The sequence below is a fragment of the Pseudomonas sp. B21-028 genome, from assembly GCF_024749045.1.
Taxonomy (GTDB): domain Bacteria; phylum Pseudomonadota; class Gammaproteobacteria; order Pseudomonadales; family Pseudomonadaceae; genus Aquipseudomonas.
The window spans coordinates 85,060-105,443 of record NZ_CP087184.1 but is presented as its reverse complement, the minus strand read 5'-3'; the positions used below and the strand labels follow the sequence as shown (position 1 = coordinate 105,443).

Sequence of the window (20,384 nt, the reverse complement as noted above, 5' to 3'; positions counted from 1 at the left end):
TCGCGGCCTCCAGCGCAAGTCCCGTCTGTTTCAAACGATTTACGTCATCGCGTTGCGAGGTTGCAGTGGCTGTCTATACTCGGTTCTGAATGGAGTTAGCTGATGAACCCGATGTACGGCAGCAAGGCATGGCGGTTCGAGTTCGTAGTCTGATGTAGCCGCTCTCCTTGCCGCAGGCTTTACGCCTACGGGATAACAAGAACGATAAGGGGAACCCGCAATGACGCGACATCCACATGTTTGGATGGGCCTCCTGTTGTGTTCGATTTTCAGCCAGGCGCAAGCTGCCTGGACTGTGAATATGGCGCCTGGAGCGACACAGATCAGCAATGCAGTATTCGACCTGCACATGACCATTTTCTGGATTTGTGTAGTGATCGGCCTCATCGTCTTCGGCGCCATGTTCTGGTCGATGATGATGCACCGCCGCTCGACCGGCCAGAACGCGGCCCACTTCCACGAAAACACCCGCGTCGAGATCCTCTGGACCATCGTGCCCCTCCTGATCCTGGTGGCCATGGCGATTCCCGCCACCGCGACCCTGATCAAGATGTACGACTCCAGCGAGTCGGACATCGATATCCAGATCACCGGCTACCAATGGAAGTGGCACTACAAATACCTGGGCCAGGACGTCGAGTTCTTCAGCAACCTGGCCACACCCGCCGAACAGATCCATAACCAGAGCGCCAAGGGCGAACACTACCTGCTGGAAGTCGACAAGCCGCTGGTGCTGCCGGTCGACGCCAAGGTGCGCTTCCTGGTGACCTCCGCCGACGTGATCCACTCCTGGTGGGTACCGGCCTTCGCGGTCAAGCGCGACGCCATTCCCGGTTTCGTCAACGAAGCCTGGACCCGGGTGGACAAGCCCGGCCTGTATCGCGGCCAGTGCGCCGAGCTGTGTGGCAAGGACCACGGCTTCATGCCGATCGTGGTCGAGGTCAAGAGCAAGCCCGACTACGAGAAATGGCTGGGCGAACGCAAGGCCGAAGCCGCGCAGCTCAAAGAGTTGACCAGCAAGGAATGGACCCTGGAAGAACTCAAGGAACGTGGCGACAAGATCTACCACACCACCTGCGTGGCCTGTCACCAGGCCGAAGGCCAGGGCCTGCCGCCGATGTTCCCGGCACTCAAGGGCTCGAAGATCGCCACCGGGCCGAAGGCCGATCACCTGAGCATTGTCTTCCACGGCAAACCGGGGACCGCAATGGCCGCGTTCGGCAAGCAATTGTCGGAAGTCGATATCGCCGCCGTCGTGACCTATGAACGTAACGCCTGGGGCAACAACAAGGGCGACATGGTCACGCCGAAAGAAGTGCTGGAACTCAAACAGGCGGAAAGCAAATGAGCCGGCCTGACGTGTGTTCCCGCAACCGGTCGGGGCTCATCGCCCCGCGCCGTCCAGCCCATTCGTTCGAAGGAGACAGGACATGAGTGCTGTGATCGATGACCACGGTCATGCCGGCGCCGACCACGCCCACGGCCCCGCCAAGGGCCTGATGCGCTGGGTACTGACCACCAACCACAAGGATATCGGCACGCTGTACCTGTGGTTCGCCTTCTCCATGTTCCTGTTGGGCGGCTCGTTCGCCATGGTGATCCGCGCCGAGCTGTTCCAGCCCGGCCTGCAGATCGTGGAACCGGCGTTTTTCAACCAGATGACCACCATGCACGGCCTGGTGATGGTCTTCGGCGCGGTGATGCCGGCCTTCGTCGGCCTCGCCAACTGGATGATCCCGTTGATGATCGGCGCGCCGGACATGGCCCTGCCGCGCATGAACAACTTCAGCTTCTGGCTGTTGCCGGCGGCGTTCCTGATGCTCGTGTCGACGTTGTTCACCGCAGGAGGCGGGCCGAACTTCGGCTGGACCTTCTACGCGCCGCTGTCCACCACCTATGCGCCGGAAAGCGTGACGTTCTTCATCTTCGCCATCCACCTGATGGGGATCAGCTCGATCATGGGCGCGATCAACGTGATCGCCACCATTCTCAACCTGCGCGCCCCCGGCATGACGCTGATGAAAATGCCGCTGTTCGTCTGGACCTGGCTGATCACCGCGTTCCTGCTGATCGCGGTGATGCCGGTGCTGGCCGGTTGCGTGACGATGATGCTGATGGACATCCACTTCGGCACCAGCTTCTTCAGTGCCGCCGGCGGCGGTGACCCGGTGCTGTTCCAGCACGTGTTCTGGTTCTTTGGTCACCCCGAGGTGTACATCATGATCCTGCCGGCCTTCGGTGCCGTCAGCTCGATCATCCCGGCGTTCTCGCGCAAGCCGCTGTTCGGCTACACCTCGATGGTCTACGCCACGGCAGCCATTGCGTTCCTGTCGTTCATCGTCTGGGCGCACCACATGTTCGTGGTGGGCATCCCGCTGGTGGGCGAGCTGTTCTTCATGTACGCCACCCTGCTGATCGCCGTGCCCACCGGGGTGAAGGTGTTCAACTGGGCCAGCACCATGTGGCAGGGCTCGCTGACCTTCGAGACACCGATGCTGTTTGCCGTGGCGTTCGTGATCCTGTTCTCCATCGGCGGCTTCTCCGGGCTGATGCTGGCCATCGCCCCGGCGGACTTCCAGTACCAGGACACCTACTTCGTGGTCGCGCACTTCCACTACGTGCTGGTGCCCGGCGCGATCTTCGGGATCTTCGCCTCGGCCTACTACTGGCTGCCGAAATGGACCGGCCACATGTATGACGAAACCCTCGGCAAGCTGCACTTCTGGCTGTCGTTCATCGGGATGAACATGGCGTTCTTCCCGATGCACTTCGTCGGCCTGGCGGGCATGCCCCGGCGGATTCCGGACTACAACCTGCAATTCGCCGACTTCAACATGGTTTCCTCCATCGGCGCGTTCATGTTCGGCACCACGCAGATCTTCTTCCTGTTCATTGTGATCAAGACCATCCGCGGCGGCCCGCCAGCACCGGCCAAGCCGTGGGATGGGGCCGAAGGGTTGGAGTGGAGCGTGCCTTCGCCGGCGCCGTATCACACCTTTACTACGCCGCCGGAAGTGAAATGAACACGGCTGCCCTTGTGGGAGCGAGCCTGCTCGCGATAGGCGCGACTCGGTGTGCCAGATGCACCGCTATCGCGAGCAGGCTCGCTCCCACAGGGGTTGGTGGGGAGGTTGGGAACCATGGCTGATTCCATCTCGATGAAGAAACTGGTCACCCGCCTGATGATCGTGGTGGTGGCGATGTTCGTCTTCGGCTTTGCCCTGGTGCCGATCTACGACGTGATGTGCAAGGCGTTCGGCATCAATGGCAAGACCGCGGGGCAGTACGAGGGCGAGCAGGTGGCCGATGCGTCGCGGCAGGTTCGCGTGCAGTTCCTGTCGACCAATGCGGTGGACATGCCTTGGGACTTCTACCCCAAGGGCGATCAATTGGTGGTGCAACCGGGAGCGGTGAACGAGATGGTCTTCGTGGCCCATAACCCCACCGACCGGCCGATGAGCGCCCAGGCCGTTCCGAGCATCGCGCCGAGCACCGCGGCGGCGTATTTCCACAAGACCGAGTGTTTTTGTTTTACCCAGCAAGTGCTGCAACCCGGTGAACGGATCGAAATGCCCATGCGCTTCATCGTCGACCGGGACATGCCCAAGGATGTGAAGCACCTGACGCTGTCCTACACGCTGTTCGATATCACCGCTCGTCATCCACCGGTGGCTCAAAACACTGAACGATAGCGTGCCCGATAAGGAGAACAATAAATGGCAACTCACGAACACTATTACGTTCCGGCCCAGAGCAAATGGCCGATCATCGCCACGGTGGGGATGTTCGTCACGGTGTATGGCCTGGCGACCTGGTTCAACGACCTGAAGGCCGCTCGACCGGAATCCCACGGTCCGCTGATCTTCTTTGTCGGCGGCCTGCTGGTGGCCTACATGCTGTTCGGCTGGTTCGGCGCGGTGGTCAAGGAAAGCCGCGCCGGGCTGTACAGCCCGCAGCTCGACCGCTCGTTTCGCTGGGGCATGAGCTGGTTCATCTTTTCCGAGGTAATGTTCTTCATCGCCTTCTTCGGTGCGCTGTTCTACGTACGCCACGTGTCGGGACCGGCCCTGGGCGGCGAAGGCACCAAAGGCGTGGCCCATATGCTCTGGCCGAACTTCCAGTTCACCTGGCCCCTGCTGAACAATCCCGACCCGAAACTGTTCCCTGCGCCCAAGGAAGTCATCAGCCCCTGGGGCCTGCCGCTGCTCAACACCGTGTTGCTGGTCAGCTCCAGCGTCACGGTGACCATCGCCCACCATGCCTTGAAAAAAGGCCACCGTGGCGCGCTGAAGCTCTGGCTGGCGATCACCGTGCTACTGGGTTGCGCGTTCCTGGGCTTTCAGGCCGAAGAATACATGCACGCCTACAAGGAACTGGGCCTGACCCTGGGCTCCGGTGTCTACGGCGCGACGTTCTTCATGCTTACCGGTTTCCACGGCGCGCACGTCACCATCGGCACGATCATTTTGTTCGTCATGCTGATGCGGATCATGCGTGGGCACTTCGACAACGAGCATCAGTTCGGCTTCGAGGCGGCGAGCTGGTACTGGCACTTCGTCGATGTGGTGTGGATCGGGTTGTTCATCTTCGTCTACGTGCTCTAGCGCTCTTTATCAGGGCGTTCTTTACCAAGGCGCGTGGGACACCAACTGGCCGCTGAAAAAACCCCAGGCAATCAAGCCGACGGTGACAGCGGCCAGGCTGACCCGAATCGCCAGGGCGATCATCAGGCGATTGGAATCGCTTTCGTCCTTGACCAGAAAAAACAGGCCGCTGAACAGGCTGACAACCGTGGCGATCAGCATCAGGACGATGGCTGCTTTTAGCATCAGGGACACTCCGGGGGGACGCGATGCACGTGAGTATAGCTTTCCCGTTCGACGACTTTCGGACGGCACCATGAAAGGCTTCCGGCCGGGCCTCGTGCCGTCGCTGGTGGTGGCCATTCTGGTACCGGTCATGGTGTGCCTGGGCCTCTGGCAATTGAGCCGGGGCGAACAGAAACGCGTGCTCATGGCGAACTACGCCGAGCGTCGCGTGGCGCCGCCGATGGACAGCGCCGAGCTGCAACAGACGGCGGATCCGGCCTTCCGACCGGTGCTGCTAAATGGTCAGTTCGACGCCGAGCACAGCATCCTGCTGGATAACCGCCAGCACGACGGCAAGGTCGGCGTCGAGTTGCTGCAACCCTTTCTCGATCATCGGACCGGGCTGTGGTTGCTGGTCAATCGCGGCTGGCTGCCGTGGCCGGACCGCCGCACCCCGCCGGTCTTCGACACCCCCGAACAGCCCCTGAGCCTGCAGGCCTGGGTCTACGTTGCACCGGGCACCACGTTCCAGCTCCGCGCCGACCCCACCAGCGCACCGTGGCCTCGACTGGTCACCGCCATCGAGCCGGCCAAGCTCTGGGCCGAGCTGGATCGCAACGGTTTCGCCTACGAATTGCGTCAACAAAGCGGCCCTGGCGCCTACCGCACCGATTGGCCGGTGGTGAGCATGGGGCCGGAAAAACACCTCGGTTATGCCGTTCAGTGGTTCGCCATGGCGGCGGCACTGTTCGGCCTTTTCCTTTATCTCGGATGGCATAACGCAGGGAGACACCATGGGAACCGCCATGAATCCAACCAACACGTCTGAGGCACCCTCCGCGCGCGACCGTCGCAAGGGACGCCTGCAACTGCTGCTGATCGTGCTCGGCGTAATCGGCCCGATGATCCTCGCCACCGGCATGTACAAATTCCAGTTCTGGGTGCCGGACAGCCGCAGCTACCACGGCGAACTGATCGGCACCGGCCAGACCCGCGCCGAGATCGGCGTACAGGCCGACGAGCAACGCTGGCAGATTCTCGTCACGGCACCGAAGGAATGCTCGGTGGACTGCCGGCAACTGGTGTACCTGGCCCGGCAGGTGCAGATCGGCCTCGGTCGCGACGCTTCCCGCGCCAGCCATGCCCTGGCCATCGCCCAACCGCTGGACGCCGAGTACGACGCTCAACTGCAGCGCGAATACCCACAACTGCAACGCTACCCGCTGGACCTGCCGGTCTATCAGAAAGATGTCCAGAACACCGACGGCGCCCAGCTGTGGATCATTGATCCCCACAGCAACCTGGTGCTGCGCTACGACGCGCGGGTCAAGGGCAAGGACCTGCTCAACGACCTGCGGCACCTGCTGAAACTGTCGAACATCGGATGAGGGCATCGACATGGCCAAACCAGGATTTCGCCTTGCGCTGTTTGCCACCCTGCTGGCACTGATCGTCGTATTGCTGGGCGCCTACACCCGCCTGACCCACGCCGGCCTCGGCTGCCCGGACTGGCCCGGTTGCTACGGATTCATCAGCGTGCCCAAGAGCGAAGCCCAATTGGCCCATGCCGAACTGCACTTTCCCGATACCCCGGTGGAAGCCCACAAGGGCTGGAACGAGATGGTCCATCGCTACTTCGCCGGGACCCTGGGCTTGATGATTGTGGTACTGGCAGCCCGGGCCTGGATGAACCGCCGTCATCCCGGCCTGCCGCTGAAGTTGCCGCTGTTCCTGTTGGCCGTGGTCTTCGCCCAGGCAGCGTTCGGCATGTGGACGGTGACGCTCAAGCTCTGGCCGCAAGTGGTCACCGGGCATTTGCTGGGCGGGTTCGCCACATTAAGCCTGCTGTTCCTGCTCACCTTGCGATTGTCCGGGGTGCTGCCGGCGCTGACCGTGCCCAAGCGCCTGCAACACTGGGCCACGGCCGGGCTGCTGTTGGTGATCGGACAGATCGCTCTCGGTGGCTGGGTCAGTTCCAATTACGCTGCGGTGGCCTGTATCGACTTCCCCACCTGTCACGGCCAATGGCTGCCAGCGGCGGACTTCGCCAATGGCTTCCACCTGACTCAACACATCGGCCCGAACTACTTGGGCGGCCAACTCGACAGCGACGCCCGCACCGCCATTCACCTGACCCACCGGATCGGCGCGTTGCTGGTGACGGTGGTGCTGCTGGGCCTGGCCTGGCAATTGAAAACGGTGGGCATGACCCGCTTGGCCGGCCTGGTGCTGGCTGCATTGGCGGCGCAGATCACCCTGGGCATCAGCAACGTGGTGTTCCATTTGCCGCTGCCGGTGGCCGTCGCCCACAACGCCGGGGGCGCGGCGCTGCTGCTGACCCTGGTGCTGGTCAATTATCACGCCCGTACCAGCCTGGTCCGGGTCAAGCATCAAGTCCCGCTGCGCTGGCGGTTCAACCCGCATAAACACGGCGCCAGCCCCATCACAATAAAAGGAGAGATGCCATGGCAACCCTGACCGGTGCACGCCACAGCCAGGCGATCTGGCGCGACTATCTGGAGCTGACCAAGCCGAAAGTGGTGGTGCTGATGCTGATCACCTCGCTGGTCGGCATGTTCCTCGCCACCCGCGCCGGCGTGCCGTGGACAGTGCTGATATTCGGCAACCTGGGGATCGCCCTGTGTGCCGGTGGCGCGGCGGCGGTCAACCACGTGGTGGACCGGCGCATCGACGCCGTGATGGCCCGCACCCACAAACGGCCCTTGGCCGAAGGCCGGGTCTCACCGGCCGCCGCCCTGACCTTCGCCCTGGCTCTGGCGGTAATCGGCCAGGCGCTGCTGCTGGCCTTCACCAACCCGCTGACGGCCTGGCTGACCTTGGCCTCCTTGCTGGGTTATGCGGTGGTCTACACCGGTTTCCTCAAGCGTGCGACGCCGCAGAACATCGTCATCGGCGGCCTGGCCGGCGCCGCGCCGCCGCTGCTGGGTTGGGTCGCCGCCACCGGCCACGTCAGCGCCGAACCGCTGTTGCTGGTGCTGATCATCTTCGCTTGGACCCCGCCGCACTTCTGGGCCCTGGCGATCCATCGCAAGGAGGAATACGCCAAGGCCGACATCCCGATGCTGCCGGTGACCCATGGTGAGCACTACACCAAAATCCACATCCTGCTCTACACCCTGGTGCTGCTGGCGGTGAGCCTGATGCCGTTCGTGATCCAGATGAGCGGGCTGCTCTACCTGGTGTGTGCCCTCGTGCTGGGCGCGCGGTTCCTGCAATGGGCCGTGGTGTTGTACCGTGGCAGTCGGCCGCACGCGGCGATCAACACGTTCAAGTACTCTATCTACTACTTGTTCCTGCTGTTCATCGCCCTGCTTGTAGATCATTACTTACTGTTGAGCCTATGACCCGAACCCAGAAAACCGTCTTCGCCCTCGTGGCCGTGATCGCGTTGATCCTCGGCCTTACCGTCAACAAAGTGCTGTCCGGCAAAGGTGAAGGCGACCCGACGGCACTGATCGACGCCGGCATCATCCTGCGGCCCCAGGCCCGCACCCTGCCGGACGTGAAAATGACCGACCAGGACGGCCAGCCCGTGGCCGTGGACGGCTTGAAAGGCAAATGGAGCCTGCTGTTCTTCGGCTACACCTTCTGCCCTGACATCTGCCCGACCACCCTCGCCCAACTGCGCCAGATCAAAAGCGAGTTGCCGAAAGAGGCTGTGGATAAGTTGCAGATCGTACTGGTCAGCGTCGACCCGAACCGCGACACACCCAAGCAACTCAAGCAATACCTGGGCTACTTCGACCCACAGTTCATAGGCCTCACCGCCGCATCCATCGAAGACCTGCAAAAACTCGCCAACGCCGTGAGCATCCCGTTCATCCCGGCGGACACCAGCAAACCCAACTACACCGTCGACCACAGCGGCAACCTCGCCGTCATCGGCCCGGACGGCCACCAACGTGGGTTCATCCGCGCGCCGTTGAATAATCAGAAGCTGGTGGCGCAGTTGCCGGAGATGCTGAAACGCAAATAGCCCCTCCAGGGGCACGCCGCTCAGCTAAGCCATGCCGATTCCTTGTGGCGAGGGGATTTATCCCCGCTGGGCTGCGCGCAGCCCCCCAAAAGACTAAATGCGATCTACATGACACAACGCAGTGGCTGGGTTCAGGGCGAAGGACCTCCTACCACCGCTCCCACACCAGGTGGTGGTGAACACACAGTACCTGCAACAACCCCCAATCCCTGTGGGAGCGAGCCTGCTCGCGATGAAATCGACGCGGTTCCAGACCCAAACAAGTCTCCCGCATCGCCGGTAAACCCCGCGCCTACAGCCCCCACCTACCCCCCTCCGCCAAGCCACGCATCCTTGCGCCTTTGCCTACAACTACGCCAGAATCCGCCCGCTTGTGCGCCTTGTTCCGGGGTTCTATTGTTTCCTTGCCACTGCCCATCAGTGGTCGGGTTTAGTAGCCCGGTAATAGCAACGGTTGCATGAGTCTCATCAGTCAGGCATCGCCTGCACTCGATGGTGGCTGTGCGCATGGCGCCCTCGGGCGCGCCGGTTTCCGTTGCCTCTGCCGGTCTACTAACTTGCGCACAGCTGCCTCCATTCGTTTAGTAGCGAGATGGTTGCGGCCTACTAATCAGAGGTAACGCAACGATGTTCAAAATAACCCCGAATCCGCCAGAAGCAGATTCCACTTCCCCCTACGTCGACGGCATCAACGCCAAGAAGCTCGACGAAGCTGCCACGCGTGCGCTGGATTTTTATCTGAAACCGAAACCGACGAAGGCGGAAGAGGAACCCAAACCAGGGCAGATATTTACGGTTGTGAAAGACCTTGATGATGAATGCTTGCTTGCCAACCTCACGGAAACTCTGGCTTCGGCTGATGCCATGGTTAGTGACCTCGCATTCGAACTGGACGGCTCACGGCGTCATGTGGCGCTGGGGATTCAGCAGTTGATTGAGTTGAGTTCGTTGCTGGCGAATCGGGTGTTGGATAACGTCGACCCACGCTAACCGCAACGCCCCTGTGGCGAAGGGACAAGCTCCTTCGCCACCGTACGGCAGTGCCTTGTTCGTACCTAACTTCTTGCATATAAAGAGTCCATCACATCAACCACCTTCGTATGACATTAAGTTATCGACGTTCCCCTTTAGCACTGCTGTTTATTACCGTCAGCCGGTGACGAAGGAAGGTTTTGAACAGTCCCGACCGCTCATCGGCACTGTCATCTCTGACAGGTAGACATAAGCTTGTATTTAACCTTGAATAAGATTCATGACATAGGGAGTTCTTGTCATGCTCGCCTTTTCATGGATGGAGAGTTGTACTTAAAGGATACTCACAACCAAACTCACGAGGGGCTCAAAATGGCCACCGATATGAGAGTGATAATTAAAGATCCGTATGACGAAATTATTGACGATGCCGCCTTCATTCCTTGGATGCTTCCAAGCCCTGGTGATGGTTTCCAAGGAAATTGGGAGAACAAAGTATATAGGGTCAAAGAAAGAACGTACATGTACAACGAATCAGGTGTCGGCTCTTATATTATTATTCAGCTTGAAAATAAGTAGCCGCGTGCTGATTAAGCTCAAAACAAAGACAGAGAGAAGAGGGGGGGCAGATTTATTTCAGGAATAAATCCGCGCCCTCTTCTCTCTGTGCAACTATCAAAAATTTTCAAGACTAACCTTAATACCAGCCTGTTGAGCCAGCGCTATGACTTCCTCCACCCTTTCAGCCGCAACAATAAAACCATCGTAATTATCACTCCCGGAGTCCAAGTGAAGATAACGCTTGCCGGACAGAGCCAGCCATTGATCGAACTCCGTGAGTACCTCTGGCATTGTTGAGGTGCCGTTGGGTGTGTACACGTAGGGTTCTTTCAATCCACTTGCGCTAACCAGATAGGGAGCCAGGTGCTCAAAGGAATCGAAGCCCTTCCAGTCCACGCTCATCAGCGCGAGTTGTTGAAGTTTTTGCCCTTTGGAATCATCCAGAAGTCCCTCCGTGAGGGCGCTGCCGGCATCGTCTCCCATCGCGTATCGACGCATGACGCGCCTGACCAGTCTGGCGCTTTCTTTCTCCGGGATCATGGCTACCAGCGCTTGGGTGAAAGATCGGAGTGCTGCTTCCTCTTCTGGATCCGAAGGGTCAGATCGCAGTTCTTTCATGATCGCCGATGCGCTGAGGTCGGTCTCCTCGGGTGGAGGCATGGTAAAGCGTCCACCAAACAATCGATCCAAAATGCCCATACCGCTCCTTGGAAACTGGGAAGTATTTTTACTCTGTTGGCAGGTTGCTGCCTTCTTTTGGCTTGTTTTGCAGTGGAGTCTATTCGCTTCGGGGGGTGCTTGTAATAGCAACAACGAATATCCGCTCACCCACAGGCCAGGTGCCTCTCGACCAACCTCGCCACCCCATCTGCATGCGTGACACCCAAGCTGTGATCAGCACCAGGGAAAACGTGTAGCTCCGCACGGGGCAAAAGCTTGGCTAGGCGCTGGCCGACACGAACGGGGCTGATCGGATCCGCATCGCCCCAGAGGAGCAACACTGGCATACGCAACTCAGCCAACCGCAGCGTGAGGTCGGTGCGGTCGTCGAGAAACCACCTCGGCAGCGTCGGGTTGGTGGCAGCAAAGTCCGGGCGCCAGTTCTGTGCGTCCAGATCAGACATATCCACCCCGCCAGAGGTGACGGTCAGTATCAGGTGAGTGACCAGCTCGGGGCGTTCAAGCGCTGCAAGCACAGCGACGATACCGCCCATGGATTGCGCAACCAGCGCTGTGGGTCGGTCGATCTCGGCCAGGACGCGAGTCGCCAGATCTTCCATACCGGTTGTGCCAGGTGCGGGAGGCGTGTTTCCAAAGCCGGGCCAGCCGATATGAACCTGCTGCGCCGGATGGGTCAGGCGCTCGGCAACCGGATGCCAAAACTGGGTGTTACCAGAGGCACCGGGGAGGAATAGGAGTTTGGTGGGGGATGCGGGCACGGATTCGGTCCTTGAAGGTGAGATTGAAAGAGTCGGTGATCCATCAGCAGGGGAACCACTCGCAGCCCCATAGCGGACATCCGAACAGCTAGGCCGTATGATTTGTTTCACTGCCGATAAGAACAGACATTGCAGTCGAGAGAAAAGATGAGCGGCGAATTTAGCTACGTCTGGTTATTGCCACTGCTTGAAAAGCCTTTCGACGTGGCGGCGCTCGATTTGCCTGACGCGGTAAGGACCTTGAGGAAAAAATACACGCTACCTAGCGAGATAGCGTTGCAACCATTGGTGGTCACAGCACTGGCTTCACATTCGGAGCACTGGGCAGGACTGGCGCTCCGATGGTTGGAAGAGGGCTTTCCCCTGGATTTGGAACTGAGCCAACTCTTGGCTCATTGCGCCGAGAATCGGGGGCTGCCTCAATCTTATCGTCACAGAGCACGTAAGCTTGCCTGCCTAGCGGGAAATGGCAGCTGAGCTAGAAAGCAGAGACGGCCTTTTAATAGCATTCGCATGCTTGCTCCTGCTTCCCCACCTTCTGTGGGCCAAGCCAGGATCTGACCACCGCACCTCCAAGCCACATACCCTTGCGCCTTTGCCTACAACCGCACCAGAATCCGCCGGCTTTTCAGCCCTGCCCTTGAGCTCTATCGTTCCCTCACCACTGGCCGAGCCGGTATCGATGACACTCCGGCATGCTAGCTCCCCGGGAAAGTCATAGGCCCGACCGCATCAAGCTTTCGGCAGCTAGCTTTGGTGGCTCATGTTCACCGGTACACACCGTCTATATACTCAAATCATGGAACGTATCCAATCAATCAATCTCGCGCGGATAGACTGGTGTTGTACCGATCACGGTATGACGCGGGACGAGCTCGCCCGTGAGATCGATATAGCACCTGCCAGCTTTGAAAAAGTGATGGCCGGCGAGACGGGACTGACCTTCAACCAGTTGCGTAAGCTGGCGGCCTTTTTCGGGCGAGGCACCTTATTTTTCATGGAGCCAGGGCCGGTCAATGAGGCAAAGGTGCACTCGCCGCAGTTCCGCACCTTGAGCAATCAGAAACCGGAGCTTTCGCACCGCCTGAAGTTGCTGGTTGAGCGAGTGGAGCACCATCGCACTGTGTACCTTGCACTACGTGAGGAGCTTGATCCGACGGAGGTCGTGCGTTTCTCGCCGCCCGACCTGGCAGGCCTGAGCATCCCCGATGCGGCCAGCCGTGTGCGTGAGTGGCTAGGCCTGGCGAGCCGCAACAATTTTGACAGTTATCGTAAGGCCATCGAAGCGCGCGGCCTGTTGGTCTTCCGCAGCAATGGCTACAACGGTAAATGGCAGATTGCCAAAGAAAACCCGATTCTCGGTTTTTCGCTCTACGATTCTGAATGCCCGGTAATCGTCGTCAAAAAGCAAGATGCAGATACCCGCCAAAGCTTCACGTTGATGCATGAGTTGGGGCACCTACTTATCCATCGTGCAAGCTCGATTGACGATGAAGAGGATTTGTATTCGACGGAGGATGAAGAGCAAGAAGCGAACGCCTTCGCCGGCCATCTATTGGTCCCAGATCGGTTTCTGTTGAGCATTCATGATAATGAGCGCCCTGTTGAGGCGGCCGAGTTTGATGGCTGGCTGGAACCACAACGCAGGGCGTGGGGTGTGAGCGGCGAGATGATTCTACGGCGTCTGATGGATGCCGGACGTTTGCCAAGCGAAGCCTATGCCGCATACCGGCGGTGGAGCACGCAACGAGTAATGCCTGAAAAAGAGGGTGGCAGCCGAGAGCACCGCAATCGCGAACCCCGGCACATTTTTGGCGATGGTTACGTGCGCACAGTGCTGGAGGCCATGAACGCTCGTCGTATTACTCTCGCCAAGGCAAGCAGCTATCTAGACAACCTTAAGATCTCGGACCTGCACAAGCTGGAACGCTTCTATGCAGGTGTTTGATGCCTCATCCATGCTTTACGCATGGGATAACTACCCTATCGCGCAGTTTCCGGGTCTTTGGGCATGGATGGCGGATCGAGTGATGTGAGGGGTGATTCGGATGTCCGAGGTTGCCGCCGAAGAGGTTGGGCACAAAGCACCGGAGTGCGTGACTTGGCTGAAGGATGCAGGTCTGCAAAAGATGCCCGTGATCGAGGCGATCCTGTTGGAAGCCTTTCGTATCAAAGGATTGCTCGAGATCGAAGAGGACAAATACGGTGCTGGGGTCGATGAAAACGATTTATACATCATTGCCACCGCGAAGCTACATGGCTGCGAGTTAGTCACGGATGAGGCGTTTCAGCCTTCTGCGAACAAGCAAAAGCGCAATTGGAAGATTCCTGCTGTTTGCAACATGGAAAGCGTGCAAACCCCTTGGATCAACTTCCTCGACTACATCAAGCGATCACAAGCGGTTTTCGGGTGATGACTTCAGTGATTGGGAATGGGCGCTTTATTATGATTTTTACTGATATCCATCTTCTTTCCTTCAGCAATCCTCTTCAAACCGCCGCCGCTTCATGAACAATCCCATCCCAATCGCCACGGCAAAAACCGCCCACAACCCCAGATCAAACCCCAACAAGCGGCTCTGGCCTGCCACAACGGAACCAACCCCACCCGTCGCCACCAACGCCACTCCCAGCCACTTGCGCAGCAGATACGGCTTGAGAAACCGATCGAGCAGAAAGGACACCACCAAGGCAATGACCACCTGAGTAATTACGGACATATAGGTCTCCAGTCAGGTCTTGATGATTAACGTCGAGAGGGTGCGTTGCGGGCCGATACCGCCGTTGACCTGTGCCTCGATGCTGACCAGTACGTCGCCCGCATGGTAGGTGGGTAGGATTCCATTGACATACGTGCGCACACCGGCTCCTACGGGTACAACCATGTAAGAGGGGGCCACGACCTTGGTGGCGGCAGCAAAGGCACTGGCAGCAAGGTTGGCGATCGTGGTGCGTTGGGCATTGAGAACATCGCCCTGTTGCCGGGTCAACGGCTTGGAGATCCCGATCATCATCACACAAGGTAGGTTCTTGGCCTGCATCTTGTCGTACACCTCGACGACCTTGCTGTTGACCTCATAGTGGGCGCTTTTCGCCTCGCCAAAATGCAGTTCGCGCAGGCGTCCGCGTTCGCTGTCGGTGAGGGTGATCTGCGAGACATTGAAGACGATCCCGTGATTGCCCATGTATTGGAAAGTCCCTTCGAACTTCATCGCTCGTATCCTTTCGAGGTAAAGGTGGCGATTCTCTACAACGAGCGCATTGGATTCAAATCATTTCACGTTATTGGGAACACGGATGTGCCAGTGACAGGTCTTGTGCGTTGGATATTGATCGATGATCTGACTGAAGCCGACGATGAATGCCCTTCAGCCAAGCAGTCAACACTCTGCGCCGACAGAGCGGCACTGCTACGCTCAAAGAGCGGCTAAAAGCAGTGCCGTCCCCTGGACTCCCACTGCCACCGCGCTCGGAATGCTCCCCCATGAAACCACTGTATTTAGCCTTATTGCTTACCTGCCTCTCACACCCTGCCCTGGCTGAAACCCTCACCTTCGCAACATGGAACCTGGAGTGGCAGCGGTCGACTCCGCTCAGCCAGCGCGAGTTCGAGGAGTGCACCCAAATAAAGGTCGCCGATCGTGAGCGACTGGAAGAAACACACCCCTACCGGTGGGAATGCAAATCGCCGGCGCAGATAGCGGACCTGAAGAACGTAGCGGCAAAGCTGAATGCTGATGTGATTGCCGTGCAGGAAGTCGAGAGCACTGAGGCGCTGCAGCAGATCTGGCCGAAGGATCAGTACGATTTCTATGTGAACATGCAAAGCCCCTGGATACAGCGCACGGGATTTGTTGTCCGCAAATCCAGCAGGCTTGAGGTCGGGAGGCTCAGCGATGTTCGCCCGCTTGGAGAGGCCTTCAAGAGTCATGCTCGCCATGGTGCGGAGTTGCCTGTGACGATCAAGGGCATGACCCTCAAGTTTTTATCCGTACACCTCAAAAGTGGCTGTTTTGACCAAGCATTGAACAGCGGGTATGCGACCGAGCGCGATAAAGCTAACGGAGTCGTCACCTGCGACGTTCTTAGGAGGCAAGCACCAGCTCTGGAAGCCTGGCTCGATAAGGCAGTCCAGTCCGGCGCTTCCGCAATGATTATTGGCGATTTCAATCGTCGATTTGACGCTGCGGTTGAACACGAAACGGCACCTGACGTGAGTCTTTTCGCCGGGCTTTCAGATGGCGAGCCGGCCGCCGCCAGGTTGTTTCGTCCAACCGAAGGTTATGAGGCCCTGCCCGAATGCCGGGGCGGAGGCTCTAAATGGTTGATTGATCATGCGTTAATGACCAGCGAGTTGAGAAAGCACTATGTGGCCGGGTCGTTATCGGAGCTTCCTGTACCGATGAAGGGCTCTGATCATTGTCCGATTGTTTTCAGGATGAAGTTTTAAGCAATGCGGAGTCGGTGAGGGGGTGAGGTGGAGGGGTGATTGGGGCTGCTCGGCGAGGAGGCCTTTGCTTACCCGCATGATGATGCCCGATCCAGTACTTTTAATCCTGTACGCGGCCAGCTATAAAGCCATTGCGTTGTCCAAGGTGACACAAGATATTTCGCTGACCACCCATCAGCTATGCAGCTTGATACAGGCTTTATAACCAGCCGGGCTTGGAAATAGGGATATTTGCACCGTTGGGAGGGGACATGGTTCCGGAACTGACGGTGGGGACTCTTATGAAGAACGAAACCACACGGAAACATAAGTGAGCATGATGCCAGACCTCGACAGCACCGACTTAAAGATCCTCGAAATCCTCACTTCGGACGCACGTACCAGTATTTCGGACATTGCTCGCCGAGTGCACAAGTCCCGAACTGCCGTTGAAGCGCGGGTCGCCCGGATGGAGGCACAGGGCCCCATCCTTGGATATACCACGCGCCTCGCCGCGACAACGAATGAAGCACCTTGCCACACCGCGTTCATGCAGTTCACCCACACCCGGCCAAACTTGTGCGCTCAGGTGTGGGACTACATCAAAGACAAGCCTGGCGTGATCGAAGCTTTCTCACTGTTCGGCGACGTTGATTTGCTCGTGCGCTACGACCATACCCACATCAGCAACGTGATTGAGTTCAAGGAAAGCGCTCTGGCTACCGGGCTGGTGAAAAGCGTGACCATTATGCCGGTATTGCGGCATTGGCAGGAGCAGTAACCGGCACCTCCCAAACGCGTATCTGTGGGCAAGTGGCTCTAATAAGCTGTATCGCAAGACTCAACAGGTCGTCGCTGAAGGATGCATCGACCTGGTGATGCCCAAGCGATACCAGCAACACCGCCTTCGTCTCTTCGCTGATGCGGAACGGCTCGGCATCCACGTCCTTTCCACCGATACAGGCCATCAGGTCATCCCCGGTGCCGTACACGATGCTGCCTGCCGCCACGGGCCGCGAGCGGCTTTGAAACAGCGGTATGATACGGTCGCCCGGCCGAGCCAAGCGGACCTCCAGGCAAGCGGGCTTCTCGCTCAAGCCATGGCCACCGAGACTGGCGCCAAACGTGAGCGCGGCCAGGTTGTAGGCGTCGACCACGTTATTGATGCACAGCACGCCCTTTTCCAGGCAGCGCTCCATCAATTTGAGGTTGGCCGGTCGGGTGTCCATGAAGCCCAATGCTTGCAGCTGCTCCTGATAGCCTTGCACGGCCGGCGTAGCGATAAAGCTGGCGAACTCGGCGCGCAGTTGATCGATACGCGCCGCCAAGGCTTGTTCATGTACCCGGCTCGGCGTGACCTCTATGCCCTCAAGGTACACCGCTCGGGCCTGTTGGATATTCAATGCCGATTCAATCATGGAAGCACGACTCCAGAATCAGTCGTACGCGAGCTTCGGCCTGGTCGAGCTCGGCCTGGTCACTTGCGGCCAGCCAGACGATGCCAGGGCAGGTGGCCAGGTCTCGGGTCAGTGGCAACCGCTGGTCCGCGTCCATGAAACGTTTGAAACCCTGGAAAGCCCCAACGGCGTGCAGCTGTTGCAGCGTTTGCTCGCCGACTTCAAGGCGGGCGCCCTCTCGCTGGGTGATCAGGAATACGATCCGGCCCGGTTGCCGCAGGCGGCTGCTGGCTGGGTATGCAACCGGCTCATGGATATACGTGGAAATCGCCATCGACAGCAAGTCCGGTTCGTAGCACTGTTTGAAAAGGCTGGGCGCCACGCCACCGTGCAGCCGTGCACCGGCCTCGATCATGACCGGCCCTGCGGGGCTGTCGATCAACTCCATGTGCAGTGGCCCGAAGCGTACATCCAAGGCCGAGGCACAGGCCCTGGCGTAGGCCACCAACGCGCTGGACCCAGCGTCGGTGGGGTCCAGGACCTCAAGGCCTTCGTACACGAAACGTGAACCGTTGTGCTCGGCCTTACGGTAGCGGCACAGGCTCGACACGTGGATACCTTGGGCTGACACCACCATATCGACTACATACTCAGGACCTGATACGAACTCCTGAATCAGGTAGCGCCCCTTGGGCTCCCCCAAAGCGTTGCTACCAAGCCAGTCCAGCCTCGCCAGTGCCTGTTCGAGGCCCCTCCGTCCTTGAACCAGTTCCACGCCATCAGTCATAAACGAATTGACCGGTTTGAGCACGAACTCGCCCTGCTCAGGAAACTGTCTCAATGCGGCTTGTGCATCCTCCGGCGAGCTGACCTCGACGCTGGGGATATGCCGTAAGCCGGCATTGGCAATTGCGTGCTGCATGGCATCTTTGTCTCGCCGCCATGCCGACGTTTCCGGGGTATTGCCGGAAACGCCGAAATACTGCGCCAGTTGATCAGTCACCCGAACGCCGAGCTCACTGCCCGCCACGACCGCACAAACTTGTAGAGGGTCGATCAACGCAACGATCTCCGTCGCGGCGATCAGTTCGGCCTGCTCGAAACCTTCGCCCGTGAACGACTTGATGAAACGCTCGGGAACCGTGGGCGCTGAAAGGACGGCATGGCAGCGGTAGCCTTTGGCCTTGAACAGCGGTGCGTAGAGGGCCCCAGTCGAGAAGGGGTCAACTATCAGAATCACGTCTTTTTCATGCTTCATAAAATTTTCTCTTAGCGCACCATGACAGCACGTGGAGTATTCAGCCTGGTCATGACGACCGTCAGCATCAACAACACACCAACGCCTACGAACACATAAGGCGCGGCCGTGCGGCCAAACGCGTAGTCACTGACCAGGAAGCCCACGCACAGTGGGGCCGCCGACTGGAATACGATGAAATAAAAAGAACTGGTCGCGGCCAGGCTATTGGCCTGTTCAGGTGTGGTTGCCAGCTCGATCAAGTGTTGGCGTATGGATATGCGCAGGGTGTTGATGCTGAATCCCACCAGCACGCATACACCAATGGACAGCAACGGCAGCGGGCTGAACGCGAGTACATAATCTGCCGCAACCAGCAGCCCCGCGAACAGCAGCGTGTTGAGCCTTGGCAAGGGCAGGATCGCCGCAGCGAAGGCGCCCAACCCGGCTACGCCGCTGGCCAGGCCGAACTCGGCGGAACTCCAGCCGTTCAATCCCTGATACACAAGCGGAACCATGGTATTGAATGAGCCGATATGGAAACCGATCATGCCCAGCACCAGGCACAGCAGGACCACGCCACTACCCGCCGATACTGCCGCCGGGGCAGCACCGTTCTGACGGTTGGCCGAAGCCGACGGTTGCCCCGCATTGACCCCGGCCACGGAGACGAAGGCAATGACGATAAGCGACAAAGCGCCCATCCCGTAGACCAGGGTCGGCAGCGAGGCCTTGTCCAGGATCAATCCGCCCAGGAACGAGCCTGAAAAAGCCCCTAGCTGAAATGCGGTCTGCATCCAGCGTGCGGAGCGCCCGCTATCGATCAAGCCAGCCAGCACCTGCTTGGTATTGGCCGCTTCATACGCGCTGGTAGTGATGTAGTTGAGAATGCCCACCAGCAGCGCCGTCAAGATAAAGCCATTCAAGGTTTCCAGCAGGCCACTTGCCGCGATCAGCGCCAGCACTGCATAGACAGCGGTGCGCACTAGCACCACGCCGCGTACCGTGAGGCGCGTGCTGTCCAGCGCGGGAAACACCCTGCGCAAGGTGAACGGGACAAAGGCACTCAGGCCAAGCAGCACACCCAGCAGCAACGGCGAGGAAGTGCCCCGAAGCGCCGCCCAGATCAGACCAATCAACAGCGCCATGTCGGTCAAGGCAGATACCGACACCACGGCATAGAAGCTAATTACATGGCGATTCATGAACACATATCCTCACGTTGTGCCGCAATGATGCCCGGCAGGTATTCTTTCCAGAGAACCGTGTCTTCGTTAGGCACCACCAGGTGGATAGTGGTCCCGGTTCTGACCAGCGGCAGCCCCTTGGTATCGAGGCGTGACACGTGATACGCATTGTCATGCCATGGGCAAACCAATTTGGCCCGGCACTTCGAAGCGCTACCCAGATGGAGCGGCCCGCCCCGATGTGGGCATTGGCTGGGAATCAACGCATACTTGCCGTTCACATCTGTGGCGAAGTATTCAATTTTGCCCGCGCGTATGCGGTTGAATACGTCCTTATTAACGCTCAAGGTCTTCATT

General features: G+C 59.0%; 25 protein-coding genes. 16 read left to right on the top strand and 9 right to left on the bottom strand.

Going from position 1 to position 20,384, the window contains the following annotated elements:
- Nucleotides 1-220 precede the first annotated feature (220 nt).
- From coxB to LOY35_RS00495, 4 genes are all read left to right on the top strand, one after another.
- The gene (gene coxB / locus LOY35_RS00510; RefSeq protein ID WP_258629592.1) at nucleotides 221-1,348 is read left to right on the top strand and encodes a cytochrome c oxidase subunit II; all 1,128 of its coding nucleotides are present in this window, start codon (nucleotides 221-223) and stop codon (nucleotides 1,346-1,348) included.
- Between the two features lie 82 nt (nucleotides 1,349-1,430).
- On the top strand, nucleotides 1,431-3,023 hold the full coding sequence (ctaD, locus tag LOY35_RS00505; protein WP_258629591.1) for a cytochrome c oxidase subunit I: 1,593 nt from the start codon (nucleotides 1,431-1,433) through the stop codon (nucleotides 3,021-3,023).
- Nucleotides 3,024-3,140: 117 nt separating this feature from the next.
- Nucleotides 3,141-3,692 carry a cytochrome c oxidase assembly protein gene (locus LOY35_RS00500; protein ID WP_047704029.1) on the top strand — a complete coding sequence of 184 codons (552 nt, stop codon included), beginning with the start codon at nucleotides 3,141-3,143 and terminating at the stop codon, nucleotides 3,690-3,692.
- A gap of 24 nt (nucleotides 3,693-3,716) precedes the next feature.
- Nucleotides 3,717-4,604: a cytochrome c oxidase subunit 3 gene (locus tag LOY35_RS00495; RefSeq protein ID WP_041020146.1), complete on the top strand. Its 888-nt coding sequence runs from the start codon at nucleotides 3,717-3,719 to the stop codon at nucleotides 4,602-4,604.
- A 21-nt stretch (nucleotides 4,605-4,625) separates the two neighbouring features.
- Here LOY35_RS00495 and LOY35_RS00490 read toward each other — a convergent pair whose 3' ends face one another.
- Complete coding sequence (locus tag LOY35_RS00490; RefSeq protein WP_024778455.1) at nucleotides 4,626-4,829, bottom strand: twin transmembrane helix small protein; 204 nt, start codon at nucleotides 4,827-4,829, stop codon at nucleotides 4,626-4,628.
- Between the two features lie 70 nt (nucleotides 4,830-4,899).
- On the opposite strand from LOY35_RS00490, the gene LOY35_RS00485 reads away from it, so the two are divergent.
- The 7 genes from LOY35_RS00485 to LOY35_RS00455 all read left to right on the top strand — a co-directional run bounded on the left by LOY35_RS00485 (nucleotide 4,900) and on the right by LOY35_RS00455 (nucleotide 10,356).
- On the top strand, nucleotides 4,900-5,637 hold the full coding sequence (locus LOY35_RS00485) for an SURF1 family protein (protein ID WP_258629587.1): 738 nt from the start codon (nucleotides 4,900-4,902) through the stop codon (nucleotides 5,635-5,637).
- Nucleotides 5,603-6,196 carry a hypothetical protein gene (locus tag LOY35_RS00480; RefSeq protein ID WP_258629585.1) on the top strand — a complete coding sequence of 198 codons (594 nt, stop codon included), beginning with the start codon at nucleotides 5,603-5,605 and terminating at the stop codon, nucleotides 6,194-6,196. Before LOY35_RS00485 ends, LOY35_RS00480 begins: the two co-directional genes overlap by 35 nt.
- Before the next feature lie 10 nt (nucleotides 6,197-6,206).
- Nucleotides 6,207-7,286, top strand: a complete 1,080-nt coding sequence (locus LOY35_RS00475; protein WP_258629584.1) for a heme A synthase — start codon at nucleotides 6,207-6,209, stop codon at nucleotides 7,284-7,286.
- Complete coding sequence (cyoE, locus tag LOY35_RS00470; protein ID WP_258629583.1) at nucleotides 7,274-8,173, top strand: heme o synthase; 900 nt, start codon at nucleotides 7,274-7,276, stop codon at nucleotides 8,171-8,173. The genes LOY35_RS00475 and cyoE overlap by 13 nt, the downstream gene beginning before the upstream one ends.
- Nucleotides 8,170-8,805: an SCO family protein gene (locus LOY35_RS00465; protein ID WP_258629581.1), complete on the top strand. Its 636-nt coding sequence runs from the start codon at nucleotides 8,170-8,172 to the stop codon at nucleotides 8,803-8,805. Before cyoE ends, LOY35_RS00465 begins: the two co-directional genes overlap by 4 nt.
- A gap of 627 nt (nucleotides 8,806-9,432) precedes the next feature.
- A complete protein-coding gene (locus LOY35_RS00460) occupies nucleotides 9,433-9,795 on the top strand; it encodes a DUF6124 family protein (RefSeq protein WP_258629580.1) in 363 nt (120 codons plus the stop codon).
- Between the two features lie 354 nt (nucleotides 9,796-10,149).
- A complete protein-coding gene (locus tag LOY35_RS00455; RefSeq protein WP_258629579.1) occupies nucleotides 10,150-10,356 on the top strand; it encodes a hypothetical protein in 207 nt (68 codons plus the stop codon).
- A gap of 96 nt (nucleotides 10,357-10,452) precedes the next feature.
- On the opposite strand, the gene LOY35_RS00450 is transcribed toward LOY35_RS00455, so the two are convergent.
- Nucleotides 10,453-11,037 (bottom strand): hypothetical protein, encoded by a 585-nt coding sequence (locus tag LOY35_RS00450; protein ID WP_258629578.1) that lies wholly within the window; start codon nucleotides 11,035-11,037, stop codon nucleotides 10,453-10,455.
- 125 nt (nucleotides 11,038-11,162) lie between these two features.
- Complete coding sequence (locus LOY35_RS00445; RefSeq protein ID WP_258629577.1) at nucleotides 11,163-11,777, bottom strand: alpha/beta fold hydrolase; 615 nt, start codon at nucleotides 11,775-11,777, stop codon at nucleotides 11,163-11,165.
- 147 nt (nucleotides 11,778-11,924) lie between these two features.
- On the opposite strand from LOY35_RS00445, the gene LOY35_RS00440 reads away from it, so the two are divergent.
- The 3 genes from LOY35_RS00440 (at nucleotide 11,925) to LOY35_RS00430 (ending at nucleotide 14,191) form a co-directional block, all read left to right on the top strand.
- Nucleotides 11,925-12,254: a hypothetical protein gene (locus LOY35_RS00440; protein WP_258629575.1), complete on the top strand. Its 330-nt coding sequence runs from the start codon at nucleotides 11,925-11,927 to the stop codon at nucleotides 12,252-12,254.
- 322 nt (nucleotides 12,255-12,576) lie between these two features.
- A complete protein-coding gene (locus LOY35_RS00435) occupies nucleotides 12,577-13,725 on the top strand; it encodes an ImmA/IrrE family metallo-endopeptidase (RefSeq protein ID WP_258629574.1) in 1,149 nt (382 codons plus the stop codon).
- 100 nt (nucleotides 13,726-13,825) lie between these two features.
- Complete coding sequence (locus LOY35_RS00430) at nucleotides 13,826-14,191, top strand: DUF4411 family protein (RefSeq protein WP_258629571.1); 366 nt, start codon at nucleotides 13,826-13,828, stop codon at nucleotides 14,189-14,191.
- A 63-nt stretch (nucleotides 14,192-14,254) separates the two neighbouring features.
- Here LOY35_RS00430 and LOY35_RS00425 read toward each other — a convergent pair whose 3' ends face one another.
- Nucleotides 14,255-14,497, bottom strand: coding sequence for a hypothetical protein (locus LOY35_RS00425; protein WP_258629570.1), 243 nt, complete (start codon nucleotides 14,495-14,497; stop codon nucleotides 14,255-14,257).
- A 12-nt stretch (nucleotides 14,498-14,509) separates the two neighbouring features.
- Nucleotides 14,510-14,989 carry a hypothetical protein gene (locus tag LOY35_RS00420; protein WP_258629568.1) on the bottom strand — a complete coding sequence of 160 codons (480 nt, stop codon included), beginning with the start codon at nucleotides 14,987-14,989 and terminating at the stop codon, nucleotides 14,510-14,512.
- Nucleotides 14,990-15,261: 272 nt separating this feature from the next.
- Here LOY35_RS00420 and LOY35_RS00415 point away from each other — a divergent pair, with 272 nt between their 5' ends.
- Nucleotides 15,262-16,227: an endonuclease/exonuclease/phosphatase family protein gene (locus LOY35_RS00415; RefSeq protein ID WP_258629567.1), complete on the top strand. Its 966-nt coding sequence runs from the start codon at nucleotides 15,262-15,264 to the stop codon at nucleotides 16,225-16,227.
- A 316-nt stretch (nucleotides 16,228-16,543) separates the two neighbouring features.
- Entirely contained in the window at nucleotides 16,544-16,987 is a 444-nt protein-coding gene (locus LOY35_RS00410) for an Lrp/AsnC family transcriptional regulator (protein ID WP_258633774.1), read from the top strand.
- Here LOY35_RS00410 and LOY35_RS00405 read toward each other — a convergent pair.
- Genes LOY35_RS00405 through LOY35_RS00390 form a run of 4 tightly spaced genes read right to left on the bottom strand, consistent with a single transcriptional unit; the run spans nucleotide 16,953 to nucleotide 20,383 of the window.
- Nucleotides 16,953-17,624 (bottom strand): phenylalanine--tRNA ligase beta subunit-related protein, encoded by a 672-nt coding sequence (locus LOY35_RS00405; protein WP_258629566.1) that lies wholly within the window; start codon nucleotides 17,622-17,624, stop codon nucleotides 16,953-16,955. The two genes, LOY35_RS00410 and LOY35_RS00405, sit on opposite strands and share 35 nt — an antisense overlap.
- The gene (locus tag LOY35_RS00400; RefSeq protein ID WP_258629565.1) at nucleotides 17,617-18,861 is read right to left on the bottom strand and encodes an ATP-grasp domain-containing protein; all 1,245 of its coding nucleotides are present in this window, start codon (nucleotides 18,859-18,861) and stop codon (nucleotides 17,617-17,619) included. The genes LOY35_RS00405 and LOY35_RS00400 overlap by 8 nt, the downstream gene beginning before the upstream one ends.
- Before the next feature lie 11 nt (nucleotides 18,862-18,872).
- Complete coding sequence (locus LOY35_RS00395; RefSeq protein WP_258629563.1) at nucleotides 18,873-20,045, bottom strand: hypothetical protein; 1,173 nt, start codon at nucleotides 20,043-20,045, stop codon at nucleotides 18,873-18,875.
- Nucleotides 20,042-20,383 (bottom strand): Rieske 2Fe-2S domain-containing protein, encoded by a 342-nt coding sequence (locus LOY35_RS00390; protein ID WP_258629562.1) that lies wholly within the window; start codon nucleotides 20,381-20,383, stop codon nucleotides 20,042-20,044. The genes LOY35_RS00395 and LOY35_RS00390 overlap by 4 nt, the downstream gene beginning before the upstream one ends.
- Between the last annotated feature and the right edge of the window lies 1 nt (nucleotide 20,384).